At 65.5% G+C, this 18,045-nt stretch carries 15 protein-coding genes; 5 read left to right on the top strand and 10 right to left on the bottom strand.

Annotated elements, in window-relative coordinates; translation table 11 throughout:
• Positions 1 to 6: 6 nt before the first annotated feature.
• The 5 genes from ASD68_RS01245 to ASD68_RS01225 form a co-directional block, all read right to left on the bottom strand.
• Positions 7 to 924 carry a MurR/RpiR family transcriptional regulator gene (locus ASD68_RS01245; protein ID WP_056602657.1) on the bottom strand — a complete coding sequence of 306 codons (918 nt, stop codon included), beginning with the start codon at positions 922 to 924 and terminating at the stop codon, positions 7 to 9.
• Positions 925 to 934: 10 nt separating this feature from the next.
• Positions 935 to 2,236 carry a peptide MFS transporter gene (locus ASD68_RS01240; protein ID WP_056602655.1) on the bottom strand — a complete coding sequence of 434 codons (1,302 nt, stop codon included), beginning with the start codon at positions 2,234 to 2,236 and terminating at the stop codon, positions 935 to 937.
• Between the two features lie 115 nt (positions 2,237 to 2,351).
• Positions 2,352 to 3,362, bottom strand: coding sequence for a dipeptide epimerase (locus tag ASD68_RS01235; protein WP_056077844.1), 1,011 nt, complete (start codon positions 3,360 to 3,362; stop codon positions 2,352 to 2,354).
• Positions 3,363 to 3,417: 55 nt separating this feature from the next.
• Complete coding sequence (locus tag ASD68_RS01230) at positions 3,418 to 5,448, bottom strand: serine hydrolase domain-containing protein (protein ID WP_056602653.1); 2,031 nt, start codon at positions 5,446 to 5,448, stop codon at positions 3,418 to 3,420.
• A 37-nt stretch (positions 5,449 to 5,485) separates the two neighbouring features.
• Positions 5,486 to 7,789, bottom strand: a complete 2,304-nt coding sequence (locus ASD68_RS01225) for a TonB-dependent receptor (RefSeq protein ID WP_056602651.1) — start codon at positions 7,787 to 7,789, stop codon at positions 5,486 to 5,488.
• Positions 7,790 to 7,951: 162 nt separating this feature from the next.
• On the opposite strand from ASD68_RS01225, the gene ASD68_RS01220 reads away from it, so the two are divergent.
• Positions 7,952 to 8,752 (top strand): DNA-formamidopyrimidine glycosylase family protein, encoded by an 801-nt coding sequence (locus ASD68_RS01220; RefSeq protein ID WP_056602649.1) that lies wholly within the window; start codon positions 7,952 to 7,954, stop codon positions 8,750 to 8,752.
• Here the strand turns inward: ASD68_RS01220 and ASD68_RS01215 are convergent, their stop codons facing one another.
• Positions 8,753 to 9,478, bottom strand: coding sequence for a glutathione S-transferase family protein (locus tag ASD68_RS01215; protein ID WP_056602647.1), 726 nt, complete (start codon positions 9,476 to 9,478; stop codon positions 8,753 to 8,755).
• 208 nt (positions 9,479 to 9,686) lie between these two features.
• Between ASD68_RS01215 and ASD68_RS01210 the strand changes: the two genes are divergently transcribed.
• Positions 9,687 to 10,232 carry a hypothetical protein gene (locus ASD68_RS01210; RefSeq protein ID WP_056602645.1) on the top strand — a complete coding sequence of 182 codons (546 nt, stop codon included), beginning with the start codon at positions 9,687 to 9,689 and terminating at the stop codon, positions 10,230 to 10,232.
• An 83-nt stretch (positions 10,233 to 10,315) separates the two neighbouring features.
• Here ASD68_RS01210 and htpG read toward each other — a convergent pair whose 3' ends face one another.
• Complete coding sequence (htpG, locus tag ASD68_RS01205; RefSeq protein ID WP_056602643.1) at positions 10,316 to 12,187, bottom strand: molecular chaperone HtpG; 1,872 nt, start codon at positions 12,185 to 12,187, stop codon at positions 10,316 to 10,318.
• A 157-nt stretch (positions 12,188 to 12,344) separates the two neighbouring features.
• Between htpG and gluQRS the strand changes: the two genes are divergently transcribed.
• Entirely contained in the window at positions 12,345 to 13,220 is an 876-nt protein-coding gene (gluQRS, locus tag ASD68_RS01200) for a tRNA glutamyl-Q(34) synthetase GluQRS (RefSeq protein WP_056602641.1), read from the top strand.
• A gap of 95 nt (positions 13,221 to 13,315) precedes the next feature.
• Entirely contained in the window at positions 13,316 to 14,056 is a 741-nt protein-coding gene (phbB, locus tag ASD68_RS01195) for an acetoacetyl-CoA reductase (protein ID WP_056602639.1), read from the top strand.
• A gap of 455 nt (positions 14,057 to 14,511) precedes the next feature.
• On the opposite strand, the gene ASD68_RS01190 is transcribed toward phbB, so the two are convergent.
• Positions 14,512 to 15,306 carry a tRNA threonylcarbamoyladenosine dehydratase gene (locus ASD68_RS01190; RefSeq protein ID WP_056077821.1) on the bottom strand — a complete coding sequence of 265 codons (795 nt, stop codon included), beginning with the start codon at positions 15,304 to 15,306 and terminating at the stop codon, positions 14,512 to 14,514.
• A gap of 150 nt (positions 15,307 to 15,456) precedes the next feature.
• Here ASD68_RS01190 and ASD68_RS01185 point away from each other — a divergent pair, with 150 nt between their 5' ends.
• Entirely contained in the window at positions 15,457 to 15,846 is a 390-nt protein-coding gene (locus ASD68_RS01185) for a cytochrome c (RefSeq protein WP_056602637.1), read from the top strand.
• Positions 15,847 to 15,949: 103 nt separating this feature from the next.
• Here the strand turns inward: ASD68_RS01185 and ASD68_RS01180 are convergent, their stop codons facing one another.
• Entirely contained in the window at positions 15,950 to 17,020 is a 1,071-nt protein-coding gene (locus ASD68_RS01180; RefSeq protein ID WP_056602635.1) for an NADH:flavin oxidoreductase/NADH oxidase, read from the bottom strand.
• Positions 17,021 to 17,075: 55 nt separating this feature from the next.
• Positions 17,076 to 17,984: an alpha/beta fold hydrolase gene (locus tag ASD68_RS01175; protein WP_056602633.1), complete on the bottom strand. Its 909-nt coding sequence runs from the start codon at positions 17,982 to 17,984 to the stop codon at positions 17,076 to 17,078.
• Between the last annotated feature and the right edge of the window lie 61 nt (positions 17,985 to 18,045).

Genomic DNA, 18,045 nt, shown 5'->3' with positions numbered 1-18,045 from the left:
AAGCCCCTAGGACGGATCGGGCTTTTTCCTGCGCCGTGCAGCGGGCTTGGTCGCCACCGGCGGCTTGGTGTCGACGCGCGCCGCCAGCGACGGCCCCACATAGCCGACGAACTTCTGCCGCAGTTGGGTGATGTCGCTGATGCGGCCCAGCACGTCGCCCATCTCGCGCGTCATCGCGCTGATCAACAGGCTGAACAATGCAGTGAACGTGCCCAGGCTGTGCCATGCGCGTTCGGCGCGCAGCGGCACCATCAGCACGTTCGGCGTCAGCTGGCGTGCCCAATAGCACTGCGTGTCGGTGATGATCACCAGCGGAATGCCGCGTGCCGCCACCTCGTCGGCCAGCAGCCGGAAATGGCGCGAGTAGCGCCGCACGTCGATCAGCACCACGCAGCTTTGCGGGGTGGAATCCAGTAGCAGCTCGGTGTACGCGCCATCCGCGCCGGAGTCGAACGTGACCCGCGGCCGCACGTGTTCCAGCAGGCTGGCGAAACCCAGGCCCAGAAAGCGCCCGTGCTGGAAGCTGGCGATCGACACCTTGTCCGCCTCGATCAGCATCCTGACGATGGTTCGCCACTCCTCGGTGCGTGCCAATTCATGCACGTCGGTAAGCCCGCGGATTTCCGCCTGCAGGTTCTCGCTGACGAAATCCGCATCGCTCGACGGCAGCGGCGCCTTGTACAACTTCAGCCAGGGCGCATCGCCGCGCAGCTCTTCCTTCAACTCGCCCAGCCCGGCGTAGCCGAGATTGCGCAGGAAGCGCCCCACCGTCATCGCGCTCACGCCCACCCGCTTGCCCAGCGAGGCGGCCGTCTCGAACGGAATGCCGCTGATGTTGTTCAGCAGATGGGTGGCGATCTTCTGCTCGGACGCGGTGAAGCTGTCCCAGCGGCTCTTCAGTTTCTTTTGCAGATCTTTGGTCATCGTCTTCCGTTCATCGCGCCAGCACCACGGCTGCGGATGCCTGCCCTTCCAGGTCGCCCATGCGACGGCCCAGCATATACAGAAGCGACGCGGACACGCCCGCCACCGCGGCAATCAGGGTGAAGAACCAGGCGTGGGTGAGCTGGCTCCACAAGGTACCCAGTGCGCCGGCCAGCAGGTTGCCGAAAAAGCCGGCGAAGAACCACGTGGCGATACTGGTGGCGCGAAAGCCTTCCGGCGCCATGCGCCCAAACAGGCCCAGCCCCACCGGCAGGATATACAGCTCGCCGGTGGTCAACAGCACGAAAAAGGCGAACAGCCACAGCCAGCTGGCGCGCGTGCCATGCGCCTCGCACCATGCTTCCACCGCGGCCAGCATCAGGAACGAGCAGCCCACGATGAACGCGCCGAACGCCATCTTGTCCAGCCAGGGCGTTTCCACGCCGCGGCGCGCCAGCCGTGCCCAGCGCGCCACCAGCGGCGGCGTGAACGCGAACACCACCAGCGAGTTGATCGCCTGGAACCAGGTCATCGGAATGACCCAGCTCCCCAATTGGCGATCGACGCCCTGGTCGGCCCACAACGCGATGGTGTTGCCGGTCTGCTCGTAGGCGCCGCGGAACACCACCACGATGGCGGCAATGCCGATCAGCAGCAGGAAGCGATCGATCACCACCCGGTCCACCGGTGGCCGGGTGGCTACGCGCTCGCGGCGCGGCGGTTCGGGTGGCAGGTAGCGGCGGCCGGCCAGATAAATCGCTACCGACAGCATCATGCCGAGGCCGGCGGCGGCGAACCCCCAATGCCAGCCATACCACTCGCCCAGCGAGCCGCACACCAGTGGCGCCAGGAAACCGCCCAGGTTGATGCCCACGTAATAGATGTTGTAAGCCGTCTTGCTGCGCGGATCGCCGTCGCGATAGAGGCCTTCGATCTGGCTGGCCAGGCTGGGCAGGAACAGGCCGTTGCCCAGCGCGATGGTGGCCAGCGCCGGGTAGAACAGCGGCTCGGACGCCATCATGAAATGGCCCAGCGCCATGGTGATTCCGCCGATCACCACCGCGTTGCGCCGGCCCAGCCAGCGGTCGGCGATCATGCCGCCGAACACCGGCGTGAAATACACGAACGCCGCGTAGGCGCCATACACCAGCGAGGCGTATTCCTGGTCCATGTCCAGGTGCTTGGTCATGTAATAGACCAGCAGCGCTCGCATGCCGAAGAAGGAGAACATCTCCCACATTTCGGTGAGGAACAGCACGCTCAGGCCGCGCGGATGGCCGAACCAGTTTTTCTCGCGCGTGGCTGGAATCATGCTGTCTACTCTCTCCGGTTCTCACTTGTAGGAGCGGCTTCAGCCGCGATGCTTCTGCTCTGGAGTTTCAATAGAGGCAAGAGCATCGCGACTGAAGTCGCTCCTACAGGGCGGATTACGCACCGCCCCAGACGGCGTCGGAACACCACACATTGCCGTCCTCATAAACCACCGACGGGGCGTAATCGTCGATCAGGCTGATCGGGCCGTCCAGGTCCACCACGTCGCACAACTGGCCCACCACGAATGCGGGAGCCATCGCCAGCGACGAGCCGCCCATATTGCCCACCATCAAATCGAAGCCCAGCTTGCGTGCCCTGGCGGCAATTTCCAGCGCCTCGGTGAGGCCGCCGCATTTGTCCAGCTTGATGTTGATGACGTCGACGCGGCCCACCATTTTTTCCAGGTCGCCGCGATCCTGCACGCTTTCGTCGGCGGCAACGCGTATCGGCCGATCCAGGCCATCCAGCCAGTCTTCCTTGCCGACTGGGAACGGCTGCTCGACCACGTCCACCCGCGCCTCGGCCAACGTGGGCAGCAGGCGCGCGAAGGACTCGCGGGTGAAACCCTGGTTCGCGTCGACCATCAGCCACACGTCCGGCCGCGCCTCGCGTACGGCAAGCACGCGCTCCGCGCTGCGGCCGTCGTCGGTGAGTTTCAGCTTGATCGCGCGGGCGGCAGCATAGGCTTTTGCGCCTTCGGCCATGGCTTCCGGTTCCTCCGCGCCCAGCGTGTAGGTAGTACGCAGCGGCCTGGGCGTATCCAGCCCGGCCAGTTGCCACACTGGCTTGCCGCTGCGTTTGGCTTCGAGATCCCACAGGGCGCAATCGAGCGCGTTGCGCGCGCCGCCGGCGGGCAGCAGTTTCTGCAACGTCTGGCGGTCGATGCCGGCCTCGATCTGCGCACGCAAGGCCTCGATCTGCACCTGCATGGTGGCCGGCGTGTCGTGGCGGTAATAGACACCCTGCGCTTCGCCGCGGCCGGTCCGGCCCTGCTCATCCGTGAGCTCGACGATCAGCGCATCGAACGCGGTGAAGGTGTAGCCGGTGATGTGGAATGGCGCCTTGATCGCCCAGCTCTTCTGCGTGGCTTGCAGGCGCAACCGCCCGCACTCATGAACGTTCATGCGTGTATTCCCGAATAAAGCGCGGCGGCGAGGCTTCGCCGCCACGCGGGTGAAGTCAGTAGCGGACGTTGAAGCTGATCAACCCGAACACCACGATGAACCAGCTCAGGTAGATCGCCGCCAGCGCCAGCAGGGTTTCGCCGGCCAGCACCCAGCGGCCGCGCCGCGGCGCCATCCAGCTGCGCACCGCATGCACCACCACCGCCAGCGCACCGAGCAGGGCCAGCACGCCCAGCACGTAGAGCAGGTAGAGCCACGGCGTCATCGTGCCCTGCAGCAGCATGTCCTCGCTGATGGTTGAACTCGCCAGCAAGGCGATCCAGCCGGCGATGTCGATGAACAGCGCCAGCAGGCCCAGCCGCGACAGCAAGCGCGAGCGCCGCTGCGCCGCGTTCAACGCGATCAAACGGCCATAGTGGCGACGCACCCAGCCGCCGATGCCCCAGCTCAGCAGGCCCACGATCACAGCCAGGAACGACAGCCCGCCCCACAGGATCACCGAACTCATCGAGCGTGCGGCAGAGACGCGCTGGAACACGAACACGGGCGCCTCGACATCGGTGGCCCAGTAGGCGATGTCGTCCTTGTCGTCGGTGACGAATTTCAGGTGCGCATCGCCATTGACCTCGCGATAGGTCAGCGGCCCTACTTCACGCCAGTGCAGCGGCTTGCCCGCGTAGTCGTTCCAGATTGAGACGACGATGGTGCCGTCCGGCTGCGGCACGACGCTGGTCTGGCCCAGCAGGTACAGGGGGCGCAGTGCGCTGTCGTTGCGGCGGCTGGATTCGTACCAGCCGGCGACGCGCGCGGCATCCTTCTTGGCGCTGGCCACGGTGGCTTCCGCGGGTGCGGTATAGGGGAAGTAACGATCGAGGAAGGACTGGAATATCGCCTTGCGGATTACATGCGCGCCACCCTCGCTGCCGAGACTGTTGAACGACATGAAGATGCCCACGTTCGCATCCAGCATCAGGTGCAGGTCGCTGTGGAACACCACCGTGTCGCCGCCGTGGCCGATGATGCGCTGGCCATGGCTGTCCTCCTGGTAGAAGCCCAGGTCGAACCCGGGCAAACCCGGTGCGGCGGTGTGCTGCGGGCTGTGCATCAGCTCGGCCGTGGCCTGTTGCAGGATGCGCGTGTCGCCGAAGCGACCACCCTGCAACTGGGCGATCATGAACTTCGCCATGTCGGTGGCCGAGCTGCTCATCGCGCCGGCCGGTGCCGGATCCACCGGCTCGAACGCGCGCGGCTTGCCGTCGGAAACGCTTTCGTACCCCTTCGCCATCAGCGGCGCCAACTCCGGCGGCAACGGCTGCGCGAAGCTGGAGTGCTGCATGCCCAGTGGATCGAAGATGTGGTGCTTGATGTAATCGGCAAACGGCTCGCCCGACACCCGCTGCACGATATAGCCGGCCAGGCCGCAGCCGTAGTTGGAATACGCCACGATCTGGCCCGGCGGATAGATTCGCGCGGGGATGTGGGTCTTCAGGTAGTTCTCCAGGTCCACTTCATCCGTGGTCGCCGGCAGCAAGCCGCGGGCGGTGTCCTCGAAACCCGCGGTGTGGGTCATGATCTGGCGCAGCGTGATCGGCTTGCCGTCGCGCGCGGGGATCTTGAAGTCGAGGTACGTGTTGACGTCCTTGTCCAGATCCAGCTTGCCCTGCTCCACCTGCTGCATCACCGCCGTCCAGGTGAACAGCTTGGAGGTGGAGCCGGGGCGGAACAGCGTGGTTTCCGGTGACGGTGCCTCGCGCGTTTTCAGATCGGCATAACCGTAGCCGCGGGCAAACAGCAGCTTGCCGTCCTTCACCACGCTGATGACGCCACCGGCCACGTCGCCCCGCTTGAGCGCGTAGGGCACCATGCCGTCGAAGAACGTCGTGAGATCCGCCTCGGTCAGTGCGTGGGCAGCATCACCCTCGGACGCGGTGGCCACGGCGGTGGTGGCCGTCACCTTGGCCGGGGTCGGCAACACGGTCGAGCCGGCGGGCGCCGGAACCGCCGGCGACGGCGGCACCTGTGCGGTGGTCAGGCCGGTACAGAGGCAGAGGGCCAGCGCCACGGCGAGCTTCGCATAACGATTCATGGACACACTCCAGAAAGATGGCGATGACGGGACAAGCTCAGAAACTGACGCTGGCCGACAGGCCGACGGTACGCGGTGTCACGTAGACCACGCCGAACGGGCTGCCAAGCGGATCGATGGTTTCCGACGCCATCGAACTGATGCCGCGATCGTCGGTGAGGTTCTTGACGTAGGCCTTGAGGGTCCAGTTGTTGATGTTCACGCCTGCGCGCAAGTCGACGCCGTTGTAGCCGGGTGCGTCGAAGCGCGGGCCGGGCACGGCCTGGAAATCGGTCTTGCGTTCGCCGACGTGGCTGTAGCTGCCGCCGACGAAACCCGACCACGCACCGGCGAGCGGAAAGTCGTAGTCGATGCCGACATGGGCATTCCATTTCGGCACCCACGGCAACCTGTCGCCCTTGTAGCCGTACAGGCCCGGCGGCGTGTCGGCGGTGAGTTCCGCATCGGTCCAGGTGGCATTGGCCGACAGCATCAGCCCCGGCGCCGCGGCGTATTGCCAACTGGCCTCCACGCCCTGGCTGCGGGCCTTGCCGCCGTTGCCCAGGAAACTGAAACCGCCGGCGAAGGAGGTCAGCTGGATCTTGTCCCAGTCGATGTAGAAGGCGGCCACGTCCAGCGCCATGCGCTTGTCGAGCATGGTCGACTTCAAGCCCAGTTCGTAGCTCACCAGCTTGTCCGGACCAAAGGTCTCCGGCGCACCAAGGCCCGGCGGCACCCCCACGTTGGGGCCACCCGGCCGATAGCCCGAGGCGACGCGCACGTAGGCCATCAGGTCGTCGCTGAACTTGAAACTGGGGTTCAACAGGAAGGTGGTGGGGCTGTCCGAACCCTTGATGGTGAAGTCGCTGTCGCCCACCAGGATGCCCGTACCGCTCTGGTTGAAGGTGGTCCTGTCATGCGTGTAGCGGGCGCCGAGCAGCAGGCTGAACTGCGACGTGGCATGCCAGGTGATGTCGCCATAGCCGGCCCATTCGGTGAAGGTGGCCGGACCCACCGCGATGTGCCCCAGGGTGAAGGGCAACGCGATCGGTTCGCCCGTGGTGGCGTCGAAACTCAGCACGTCTTGCTGGTTGGTGGTGTGTTCGCGGGTATAGAACACGCCAGCGCGCCATTCGAGCGTACGGTCCTCGGGCGATTGCAGCCGCAATTCCTGGGTGAACTTGCCCAGGTGAATAGGACCGTTGATCGAGTAGCCACCGTTGTCCAGCCCGAGCGCGGGGTTGACGATGGGACCATAGGCGACGGTCGCGTCGGGGTTGGCTTGGCGATCCAGCGTGCTGTAGCTGCTCACCGAAACGAACTGGCTCCAGCCGAAATCCGCATTGATGCTGGCGTCATACAGGCGATAGCGCACGCCGAAATTGCCGGTGCCGGGCGCGCGGCTTTGCTTGAGGTCGCCGTAGAGCGGTTTCAGCGTCAGTGGATCCACGTCGACGCCGCCGTTGGCCAGCGCATTGCCGTGGAGATTCTGCGCCAGCGCCGACAGGCGCAGCGAGAACGCCTCCGACGGCGTCCACATCAGTTGCGCACGGCCGCCGCGCACCTCGGCATCGTTAACGTCCTTCTCGCCGGTGGCGACGTTGTCGATATAGCCTGGATCGTGGCGCGCGTACGCATTCACGCGCAGCGCCAGCGCATCCTTGATCAGCGGCACGTTGAACATGGCGTGCGAATCCATCCCGCCTTCGCCGCCCGACACGCTGCTGCCGCCCACCGAAATGCGGCCGGCGACTGCCGTGCTGTCCGGCTTCACCGTGACGAATTTCAGCAGGCCGCCCAGGGTGTTCGAGCCGTACAGCGTGCCCTGCGGGCCGCGCAGCACTTCGATCCGCTCCAGATCATCCGGGTCGATATCCGGCGTCAACACGCTGCCCGCGGAATAGACCGTGCTGGAGCCGTAGGGCGTGTCGTCGATATACGTGCCCACCGTGGCGTTCGGCGTGTTGGCACCCGAGGTGACGCCGCGCAGCGTGAGCTGCGTCTGGCCTGGCCCTTGCGACACGACGTTGAGGCCCGGCACCTGGCTGGCGTAATCGGAAAAGCTCTGAGCGCTCTGGCGCTGGAGGTCGTTGCCGGACACCGCTGATACCGCCATCGGCACGTCCTGCAGGCGTTCGCTGCGCTTGTTGGCGGTGACCATCACGGTACCTAGATTGGTCGATGACCTTGGCGAAGGCGGTGGTGTTGCCGCATCCGCCGACGCGGGCAAGGATGCGCTGGCATCCCCAGTAGGCACCGCATCGCTGGCGGGCGTTTGTGCAGTCACCCCCAGCGGAGCGAGCAGCGCAAGGGCGATGGCGATGCAGATGCCGCGGTGATGCGACAGGTGGCGCAGTTCCATGACGTTCTCCCCGGGGCAGGCATGCGGATGACCTCGGACACAGTGTTACGCCGTTAACATAAATGTGTCAATGGTATTTTTATATCATAGGAGCGCGGCCCGGATCGACGTCTGGACACCCATTACACGCACCGTGGACACGCTCGTGGCTATACCGGCGCGATGCCCGAGCTTCCCGAAATCGAAACCTTCAAGCGCTATCTGGACCACACCTCGCTGCGCCAGAAGATCCGCGAGGTGACCATCACCAGGCAGCGCATCCTCAAGGACGTTTCCTTGCGCCAACTGGCTGGCGCGCTGAAGAACCACAGCTTTCGAGGGACCGAACGCCACGGCAAATACCTGGCCGTGGACGTCGGCAACGGCAAGCAGATGGTGCTGCATTTCGGCATGACCGGCTGCCTGCATTACGTGGATCAGGATGATCCCGATTCGCCCTACGCCCGCATGATCGTGACCTTCGCCAACGGCCATCGCCTCGATTACGCCAACAAGCGCATGCTGGGTCGGGTACGACTGGTGGACGATTTCGACGACCTGGTCGACGAGCTCGAACTGGGCCCTGACGCGCTGGAAATCGGAGCCGACGAATTCGACGAGAGACTGCGACCCCACGGCGGTGCCATCAAGTCGACGCTGATGAACCAGTCGCTGGTGGCCGGGCTGGGCAATACCTACACTGACGAAATCCTGTTCCAGGCGCGTATCCACCCGGCCACGCCGGTCGACGCCTTGAGCGCGCCCGAACGCAAACGCATCTATCGCATGATGCGCAAGGTGCTGCGCAAGGCCATCGACGTGCAAGGCGAGCCCGACCGCATGCCCCGCTCCTACCTCGTACCCCACCGCCACGACGGTGCGCCCTGCCCTCGCGGCAATGGCATCGTGCACCGCACCCGTGTAGCGGGACGCTCGGCGTATTACTGCCCGGTGTGCCAGCCGCGTCCCGGACGGAAGCGTTAATCACACCGGCCAAACGTGCGCCGGGTAATAGCGCTGCATCATGTGCGCCACGTAAGCCACCAGATTGGGACGCGCCGCCGCGGCGCGCTGCAGCGGCGTATCGAAGAAGGGCGTGAGTACGCACGCCAGCATGCCCAGCGCGGTGGCATCCACGCCGCTGGGCGAGGCGCCCATGAGATACGGCTGCTGGCCGAGCAAGGCCGCCACGGCATCGATCGAACGCACGCCGAGTGCAGCGATCCCCTGTGGGCTGTGCCTGCCGATACCTTGCGCCTGCAGCTCGGCGCGCTTGCCTGCCTGCATCTGCTCCCTTCGCTGCGCACGTTGCGGCTCAGGCACACTGTCGGCGAACCGGGCTGGCCCCCTGGCGAAATTCTCCGGATCGATCCAGCGAAACCAGACCATCGCGAAATAGAGATGATCCTCGAGCAGGCGCTCGATCGCCCACGCCTGCGCCCGCTGCCGGGCATCCAGGCCCGCATCCAGGTCGACCCCGTACTTGCGCTCGATATGGGCGCGGATGAAGGTGGAATCGCTCACCACTTCGCCGTGATCGTGGATGAAGGGCAACTTCCCCAGCGGCGCCTGCGGCGGAATCATCGGCACCCGCTCGTACGCCAGCCCGGCCATTTTCAGCTGCACCTCGGTCTTGATCACGAACGGACTGGTGTCGGGCAGCTCGAAGGCGACGCGGGTGACATGCAAGGTGATGCTGGAGTCGGACATGGCGATGCTCCGCAACGGAAGTGGCGTGGAGCGTGGCGCGGCGCTGCTGACAGCGGCATGTCAGCGGGGACGTTGTCCGAAACTGGCAGAACGCACCGGTAGCGGCCGCCGCATCCATTGACCGGACGCCTGTCCCGGAGGAAAGTAACCAGGCAGCCGGGATGATTCGTCCCATGGTCATGGCAACACCCGGCTCCCCGGAGGGTCCATGAAACCGTTACTCCCGCTCGCCCTTTTCACCCTGCTGGCCGCCGGCGGTGCCGCCACGGCCTCCACCCAATCGCTCAACGAGTTCCCCTCCGCGATCATGCCCGTGCTGGTGCAGGTGGATGCGCAAGGCAGGGTCACCGATGCCTCGCCCGCCACGAAACTCTCGCCGCAACTCGACCGCCTGTTGCGGAGCAACCTGGCCGAAATGGTCAGCAAGCCGGCAACCGATCGCCACGGCCATCCGATCGCCAGCCAGGTAATCATCAACGTGGCCTTGCAGACCTCGCCCCGCGCCGAGGGTGACTACGATGCCAATTTCGCCTACGTCTCCACCAAACCCGTGCCCATGGGTTCCTGGTATTGGGTGCATATCGACGGGCACCGCCTGGCGTTGGCCAACCGGGACTATCGGGCGAATCGCAGGCTCTTCGAGTTCAACCATTATCGAGCCGGTTTCCGACCCCAACCCATTCCCGTTCGCCAGTTGCCGCCCCCGATCCGCAACGCCTCGCAGCCACCCGCGGCATCCCGCCCTGGCCGATAAAGCGGCCAGAACAGCGCTCGCAAAGGATGAAAAAAAGCCCGCCGGAAAAGGCGGGCTTTTCGTATCGGCCACGCAGGACGGTGCTAGCCCAGCAACACCCGGTTCATCCGTTGCACGAAGGCGGCCGGGTCCGGCAACTGCGCGCCGGCGGAAATCTCCGCCTGCTCCAGCAGCAAGGTGGCCAGGTCTTTCGCCTTGGCCTCGTCGCCCTCCGTCTCGACCCGCTTGACCAGCGCGTGCTGCGGATTGATCTCCAGCGTCGGCTTGGATTCCGGCATTTCCTGCCCGGCTTCGCGCAGCAGGCGGGCCAGATGCGGAGCCATTTCGTAATCGCTCAACGCCAGGCACGACGGTGAATCCGTCAGGCGTGCGGACACCTTTACGTCGCCCACGCGATCACCCAGCAGCTCCTTCAGCTTTTTCAGCAGCGGCTCGGCTTCCTTGGTGGCCTCTTCCTGCTTTTTCTTGTCGGCCTCATCCAGTGGCACGTCGCCCTTGGCCACGCTCTTCAGCTTCTTGCCTTCGTACTCGCTGAGGCTGCCGATCATCCATTCGTCGATGCGGTCGGACATCAGCAGCACTTCGATGTCCTTGGCCTTGAACGCTTCCAGCTGCGGGCTGCCGAAGGCGGCGGCGTAGCTGTCGGCGGTGATATACCAGATGGCGTCCTGGCCGATCGCCATGCGGCCGATGTAGTCGTCCAGCGAGACGTTCTGCGCGGTGCCCTCACCCTTGGTGGAGGCGAAGCGCAGCAACTTGGCGATGCGCTCGCGGTTGTTGGCGTCTTCGCTGATGCCTTCCTTGAGTGTGTTGCCGAAGGCCTTGTAGAAGGTCTGGAATTTTTCCGGTTCGTCGCGGGCCAGCTTTTCGATCAGGTCCAGCACGCGTTTGACGCAGGCGGCCTTGATGCGGTCGAGCTGGCGGTTGTGCTGCAGGATTTCGCGGCTGACGTTGAGCGGCAGATCATCGGCGTCGACCACGCCGCGCACGAAGCGCAGGTAGTTCGGCAGCAGTTCTTCGGCGGCGTCCATGATGAAGACGCGCTTGATATAGAGCTTGAGTCCCTTGCGTTCGTCGCGGCCGCCCATCATCAGATCGAACGGCGGTTGCGACGGCAGGTACAGCAGTGTGGTGAAGCTCTGGCTGCCCTCGACGCGGTTGTGCGTCCAGGCCAGTGCGTCGTTGAAATCGTGGCCGAGGGATTTGTAGAAGCTCTGGTAATCCTCGTCGCTGATCTCGGACTTGGGCTTGGCCCACAGCGCCGACGCAGCGTTGATGGTTTCCCACTCGTCGGTGGGCTTGTCGTCGTTCTCGACCGGCATGCGGATCGGGAAGGCCACGTGGTCGGAATAGCGGGTGATCAGCGAGCGCAGCTGCCAGCGCTTCAGGAACTCGTCCTCGTCGGCCTTCAGGTGCAGGATGACGGAGGTACCGCGCTCCGCCTGTTCGACCTGCTCCAGCGAGTACTCACCCTTGCCGTCGCTCTCCCACTTCACGCCCTCGCCGGCCGGCGCATCGGCGCGGCGGCTGAGCACGGTGACCTTGTCGGCCACCACGAAGGCGGAATAGAAGCCCACGCCGAACTGACCGATCAGCCGCGCGTCAGCCTTCTGCTCGCCCGACATCGCTTCCAGGAAACGACGTGTGCCGGAGCTGGCGATGGTGCCGATGTTGGCCACGATCTCGTCACGGTTCATGCCGATGCCGTTGTCGCGCACGGTGACGGTGCGCGCCTGCGGGTCCCAGCTCACATCGATATGCAGCTCGCTGTCGCCGGCCGACAATTCGGGGTTGGCGATCGACTCGAAGCGCAGCTTGTCGCAGGCGTCGGACGCGTTGGAAACCAGCTCGCGCAGGAAAATTTCCTTGTGCGAATACAGCGAATGCGTGACCAGGTGCAGGACCTGGGCAACTTCGGCTTCGAACTTGCGGGTTTCGGTGGCGGGTGCGTTCATTGCAGGCTCAACTCCAGTAGGACATGGACATGTTTGATTGCCGCCGCGGGGGCACCGAAACGGCCGGCGGTGTGCGGCGGACAGGGTTGGGGAAATCGGGGCAGGTGCCCTCGGTTTCAAGGCGCGCATGACGCCGCGGCAGCGATAAACTGTGCCGATGAGCTATCGCGGCCGATTCGCCCCTTCGCCCACTGGTCCCCTGCATTTTGGTTCGCTGGTCGCTGCGCTGGCCAGTTGGCTCTGCGCGCGCCACGCTGGCGGCGATTGGCTGGTGCGGATCGAGGATATCGACACCCCGCGCGAAGTGTCCGGCGCGGCAACGAACATCCTCGACACGCTGCACGCGTTCGGTCTGCTGGCCGATGCGCCGCCGCTTTTCCAGTCGCAGCGGCTGGCCGCCTACGATGCCGCGTTCGAGACACTGCGAGCCAGCGGCGCGCTGTTTCCCTGCTGGTGCAGCCGGCGCGCGCTGGAGCCGAGCGGCGGCATCCATCGCGATGGCCATTGTGCAAGCTCGCACGAAGACGGCGTGGCGCCCGCATGGCGCCTGCGCGTACCCGACGACGACATCCATTTTCACGATGCACTGCAGGGACCGCAGCAGCAGAACCTGCGCCAGTACGTGGGCGATTTCGTGATACGGCGCGCCGATGGCATCTATGCCTACCACCTTGCCTGCGTGGTGGATGACGCCAGCCAGCGGATCACCGAGGTGGTGCGCGGCCACGACCTGCTCGATTCCACGCCGCGGCAGATCTGGTTGCAGCGCTGCCTGGGCTTGCCCACGCCCGCCTATCGCCACCTGCCGCTGGTGCTGGATACCGACGGTCGCAAATTGTCCAAATCCACGCAGGCGCTACCGGTGGATGCGGGCGACCCGCTGCCCGCGCTGCGCAGCGCGGCGGCCTTCCTGGCCTTGCCGGTGGCAGGCTCGGCGGGCACGGTTCAGGAGCTGCTGGCAAACATGCTGGATCGGTTCGATCCCGATCTCTTGCCCCGCCGCAACCGCGGCTGGACGGCCAAACCGTCATAGAAAATGGTTGCGAATGACTCTGCCATCGCGGAGAGTGGAGTCATCGACGCGGCCGTCCGGCATCGTCGATCGCGTACACCTACAGGAGAAAGGAAATGACGCAGCGCACGGCATTGGTTACAGGTGGCACCGGCGGCATCGGCAGCGCGATCGTGCGCTACCTCGCCGGGCAGGGTCATCGCGTGGTGACCAACTACCGTGACGCGGCGAAAGCCGAAACCTGGCGCCAGGCGATGGCCGACGACGACATCGAGGTGACCCTGGTGCCCGGCGACGTCAGCGACCCGCAGGCTTCCGAAGCGATGATCCGCGCCATCGAGGAAAAGTGCGGCCCGGTGGAAATCCTGGTCAACAACGCGGGCATCACGCGCGACTCCACCTTCCACAAGATGAGCTACCAGCAGTGGATGGACGTGGTGAACACCAACTTGAACGCCTGCTTCAACGTCACCCGACCGGTGATCGAAGGCATGCGCGCACGCAAATGGGGCCGCATCGTGCAGATCAGCTCCATCAACGGCCAGAAGGGTCAGTACGGCCAGGCCAACTACGCCGCCGCCAAGGCCGGCATGCACGGCTTCACCATCTCGCTGGCGCAGGAAAACGCGAAGTTCGGCATCACCGTCAACACCGTGTCGCCCGGCTACGTGGGCACCGACATGGTGATGGCCGTGCCCGAAGACGTGCGCGCCAAGATCGTGGCGCAGATCCCGGTGGGCCGCCTCGGCAAACCCGAGGAAATCGCCCACGCCGTCGCCTTCCTCACCGGCGAGGAAACCAGCTGGATCACCGGCGCCAACCTGGCCATCAACGGCGGGCATTACATGGGTTGGTAAAACCCGCGCAATGAAACTGCCAGTGGCAGTTTCAGCGGGTTTTACCAGGTGAGGCATGGATGCCGAACGGGCAGCGCCGCATGGACGCCTGCTTGCCTCAGCTCCCAAAAGAAGCCGCTTGCATATCAGCATTCCCGCAAGCCCCCGCTCCTCTCCTCAATCCTCTCTCCGCGGAGGAGAGGAAGATTAGGGTGCCTTCGCACGCTTCTGCGCTTTGTCGAGAGGCGAACAATCGCCGCAAACGGCGCGCCTCGAAGCCCAACAATGCCGTAACCCCCTCTCCCCTGCGGGGAGAGGGCAGGGAGAGGGGAAACGCCGCGGGGAAGCAGCAACAAAGCTCACCACGACGCCGAAAAGCCTCGCCGATCAGCGTCCCCGCAAGCACCCGCCCCTCTCCTCAATCCTCTCCCCACAGGGGAGAGGAGGTAGTCCGCGCCACCCATCGGCATCGAGTGTCACCCCGATTTTCCTTCCAGCAGCTTCTCCAACACCTTCCCCACCGCCGCAAACGCAAACGTACCGGTGACATGCGTCGCCGCGCCCAAGCCGCCACCGCACGCCAGGTTCATCGCGTCGCCCCCGGGCGGACGCGTGCCACACACGCTGCCATCCGGCTGCGGATACTGCACATTCTGCAATGAATAGACGGCCGAAACACCGAAGTAGCGATCGGGATTGCGGGGGAAATTGAAATCCGTGCGCAGCTTCTTGCGGATCAGGCTGAACATCGCGTCGTGCTCGGTGCGCGACAGGTCGCGCACGCGGATCTGGGTGGCGTCGGTACGGCCGCCGGCCGAGCCCACGCTGACGATGGGCAGCTTGCGGCGGCGACACCAGGCGATGGTCTCAAGCTTTACGCGAAACGCGTCGCAGGCATCCAGCACCACGTCGTAGCCGCGGTCGAGCAACTCGTCCAGCGTGGAGGGCGTGAGAAAACGCTCGATCGCCTCCAGCCGGATCGTGGGATTGATGGCATGCGCGCGCGTCGCGATCACGCCGACCTTGGGCTTGCCGAATTCGCCATCCAGCGCATGCAGCTGGCGGTTGGTATTGGATACGCAGACCTCGTCCGCGTCGATCAGCGTGAGCCGGCCCACGCCGCTGCGCGCCAGCGCCTCCGCCGCCCACGACCCCACGCCGCCCACCCCGATCACGCACACGTGCGCCTCGGAAAAACGCTCGACACTGCCCGTGCCGTACAGGCGCTCGACGCCGGCGAAACGCTCGGCGGGAAAGGATGGCGCGCTCATGCGCAGGCGCCGGGGCGATGGAATTCGCAGGTGTGGTTCACGGTGACAACCGGTGATGATGCAGTGCGTATTTTATCGCGTCGACGTGGCCGGCGACGCACGCGGCGGGTTACTCTGGGGATTGTCGTCCATTATTCGAGGAATCTGTCGATGCGTGTTGCCCTGATGATCTTGCTGGGACTGGTGATTGGCGTAATCGGCACCGTCAACGTGATGAACACGCTGGCCGCCCGCAATCCGATGCCCAAGGCGGTGATGGACACGATGGGCTACCACATCGGCGAACTGAAGCAGGCGTTGAAGGCCAAGCAATGCAACACCCCGGCGACGCAGCATCACCTGGCACGGCTGCAGTCCACCGCCAGCGACATCGTGCCGGTGTTCGGCATCGACGAGAAAACCTTCACTGACGACGCCGCCCAGTTGCAGACCCGGCTGCAGCAAGCCGTGCAGGCCGCGCCCGCCACGTGCGAAGCCTTGGCCGCGGCCATCCAGCCGGTGGGCGAAACCTGCAAGAGCTGTCACCAGCAGTACCGCTGAGCAACAAGAGCGGTTCCTGTAGGAGCGACTTCAGTCGCGACGCTGCTGCGCTGGAGTCCCGACAAAGAGCGTCGCGACTGAATCGCTCCTGCAAAAGCCGGGGTCACCAGGCTCGCTGGTACTGCAACGGCACGTCGATCTGCACGCCAAGCTCCTGCGCGGCACGCAGGGGGAAATAAGGATCGCGCAGGCTTTCGCGCGCCATCAACACCACGTCCGCCTCACCGCTGGCGACGATCTGCGCGGCCTGTTCGGCAGTGGTGATCAGGCCCACCGCGCCGGTGGCGACGCCCGCCTCGGCGCGGATACGCGCCGCGAACGGCACTTGATAGCCGGGCTGCACCGGAACCTTCACATGCGGCAGCAGGCCGCCGCTGGAAACGTCGACCAGATCCACGCCCAGCGCCTTCGCCTGCCGCGCCAGTTGCACGCTTTGCTCGATATCCCAGCCGCGGGGGCCCTCGGCCGGCGCCCAATCGGTGGCGGAAAGCCGCAGCCACAAGGGCAGCCTGTCCGGCCAGACGTCGCGCACGGCAGCAATGACTTCGCGCACGATGCGGCTGCGGTTGTCGAAGCTGCCGCCGTATTCATCGGTGCGGTGATTGCTCAGCGGCGACAGGAACTGGTGCAACAGATAACCATGCGCCGCGTGCAGTTCGATCAGCTCGAAGCCCGCCGCCAGCGCACGCTGGGCGGTGGCGCGGAAATCGGCGATCAGCGTGCGGATACCTGCGATGTCCAACGCTTTCGGCGCCGGCCAGTCGGCGTCGAACGGCAATGCTGAAGGCGCTACGGTTTGCCAGTCGCCTTGTCCCATCGGCAGCGGACCACCGCCTTCCCACGGCCGCTGCGCGCTGGCCTTGCGCCCGGCGTGCGCCAGCTGCACGCCGGCAACAGCGCCATGCGCCTTGATGAAACCGGCGATCGGCCGCCACGCCTCCAGTTGCGCGTCGTTCCACAGGCCGGTGTCACCCGGGGAAATGCGCCCCTGCGCCGACACCGCCGTGGCTTCGGCAATCACCGCCGCCGCGCCGCCCACCGCACGGCTGCCCAGATGCACCAGGTGCCAGTCATCGGGCAGACCATCGGTAGCCGAGTACTGGCACATCGGCGAGATCACCAGTCGGTTGCGCAAGGAGAGGCTGCGTTGGGTCAACGGGTCGAACAGGTTCATCGGATGCGCCGGGTTCGGGGACAAGGAGCAGAGATGCCACCGCCCGACGCCATCATCAAGGGGCGGGCGGGCTTGCGTTTGCGGACGCCGCCTCCTGGGCAGCTATCCATGAGGCGATGCGCTGGGCGATGGCCGCTGGCGTTTTCATCCAGTGGAAATGATCGGCCGTGGTGCCGTCCAGATCCTGCGGCGTGATCACGTCGGTAGTCGCGCGGGCTTGCGGCATCTTGCCGAGCAGGAAATCCAGCGAAGCCTGCGGGCCCAGCCAGTCGTCGCGCAGGCGCAGCGCCAGTACGGGCAGGTGCAGCGAGGCCAGGCGCTGTTCGAGATCCGGCGCCATGCCACGGGCCGCGTAACGACCGCTGCGACCGCTGCGCGCCCAGTCGGCAATGACACCGCGCGCCTCGTTGCCGCCGAAACCGATCCGCCGCCCGGGCAGGTGTCCCACCGCGGCCGCCAGCCACGGCGCCACCACATAGGCCAGACCGACCAGCCAGCCACGCTGGAACCGTCGCCAGTACGGCGCACCGCTGGCCACCAGCACCAGCCCCGCGTACGCGGCGGGATGCAACGCGGCGTACAACGTCGCGAGCTGTCCACCAAGACTGTGCCCACCCAGCCAGCACGTGGCCTGCGGCCAGCGCCGGCCGACCTCGGCCAGCGCCGCAGGCAGATCGTCCGTCAGCAGCTCGCGGTAGCCCCAATCACCGTGGCGGCCGGCGCGCCGGTCGCTGGAACCGATGCCGCGCCATTCGTGCAGCACCACCGCCACGCCGCGCCCGGCCAGCGCCTGGGCCAACGGCAGGTATTGGCGGGCGGACACCCCCATCGCCGGCATCCAGTACAACAGCCGCTGCACCGGTCCGGGCCGATGTACGCACAACAGATCGAAACGCGCGCCATCGGACGCCGATACCGACACGGTCAGCGGCGCAATGGGGGCATCGGAGATGGGGGAAGTCACCCATTACACGCTAGCGGAGTTCAACCGCCACGGCAAAGCGCTGGCGTGAAAACAACCCGCT

It is taken from the genome of Rhodanobacter sp. Root627, from assembly GCF_001427835.1.
GTDB lineage: Bacteria > Pseudomonadota > Gammaproteobacteria > Xanthomonadales > Rhodanobacteraceae > Rhodanobacter > Rhodanobacter ginsenosidimutans.
This window is presented reverse-complemented; position numbering and strand designations above follow the sequence as displayed.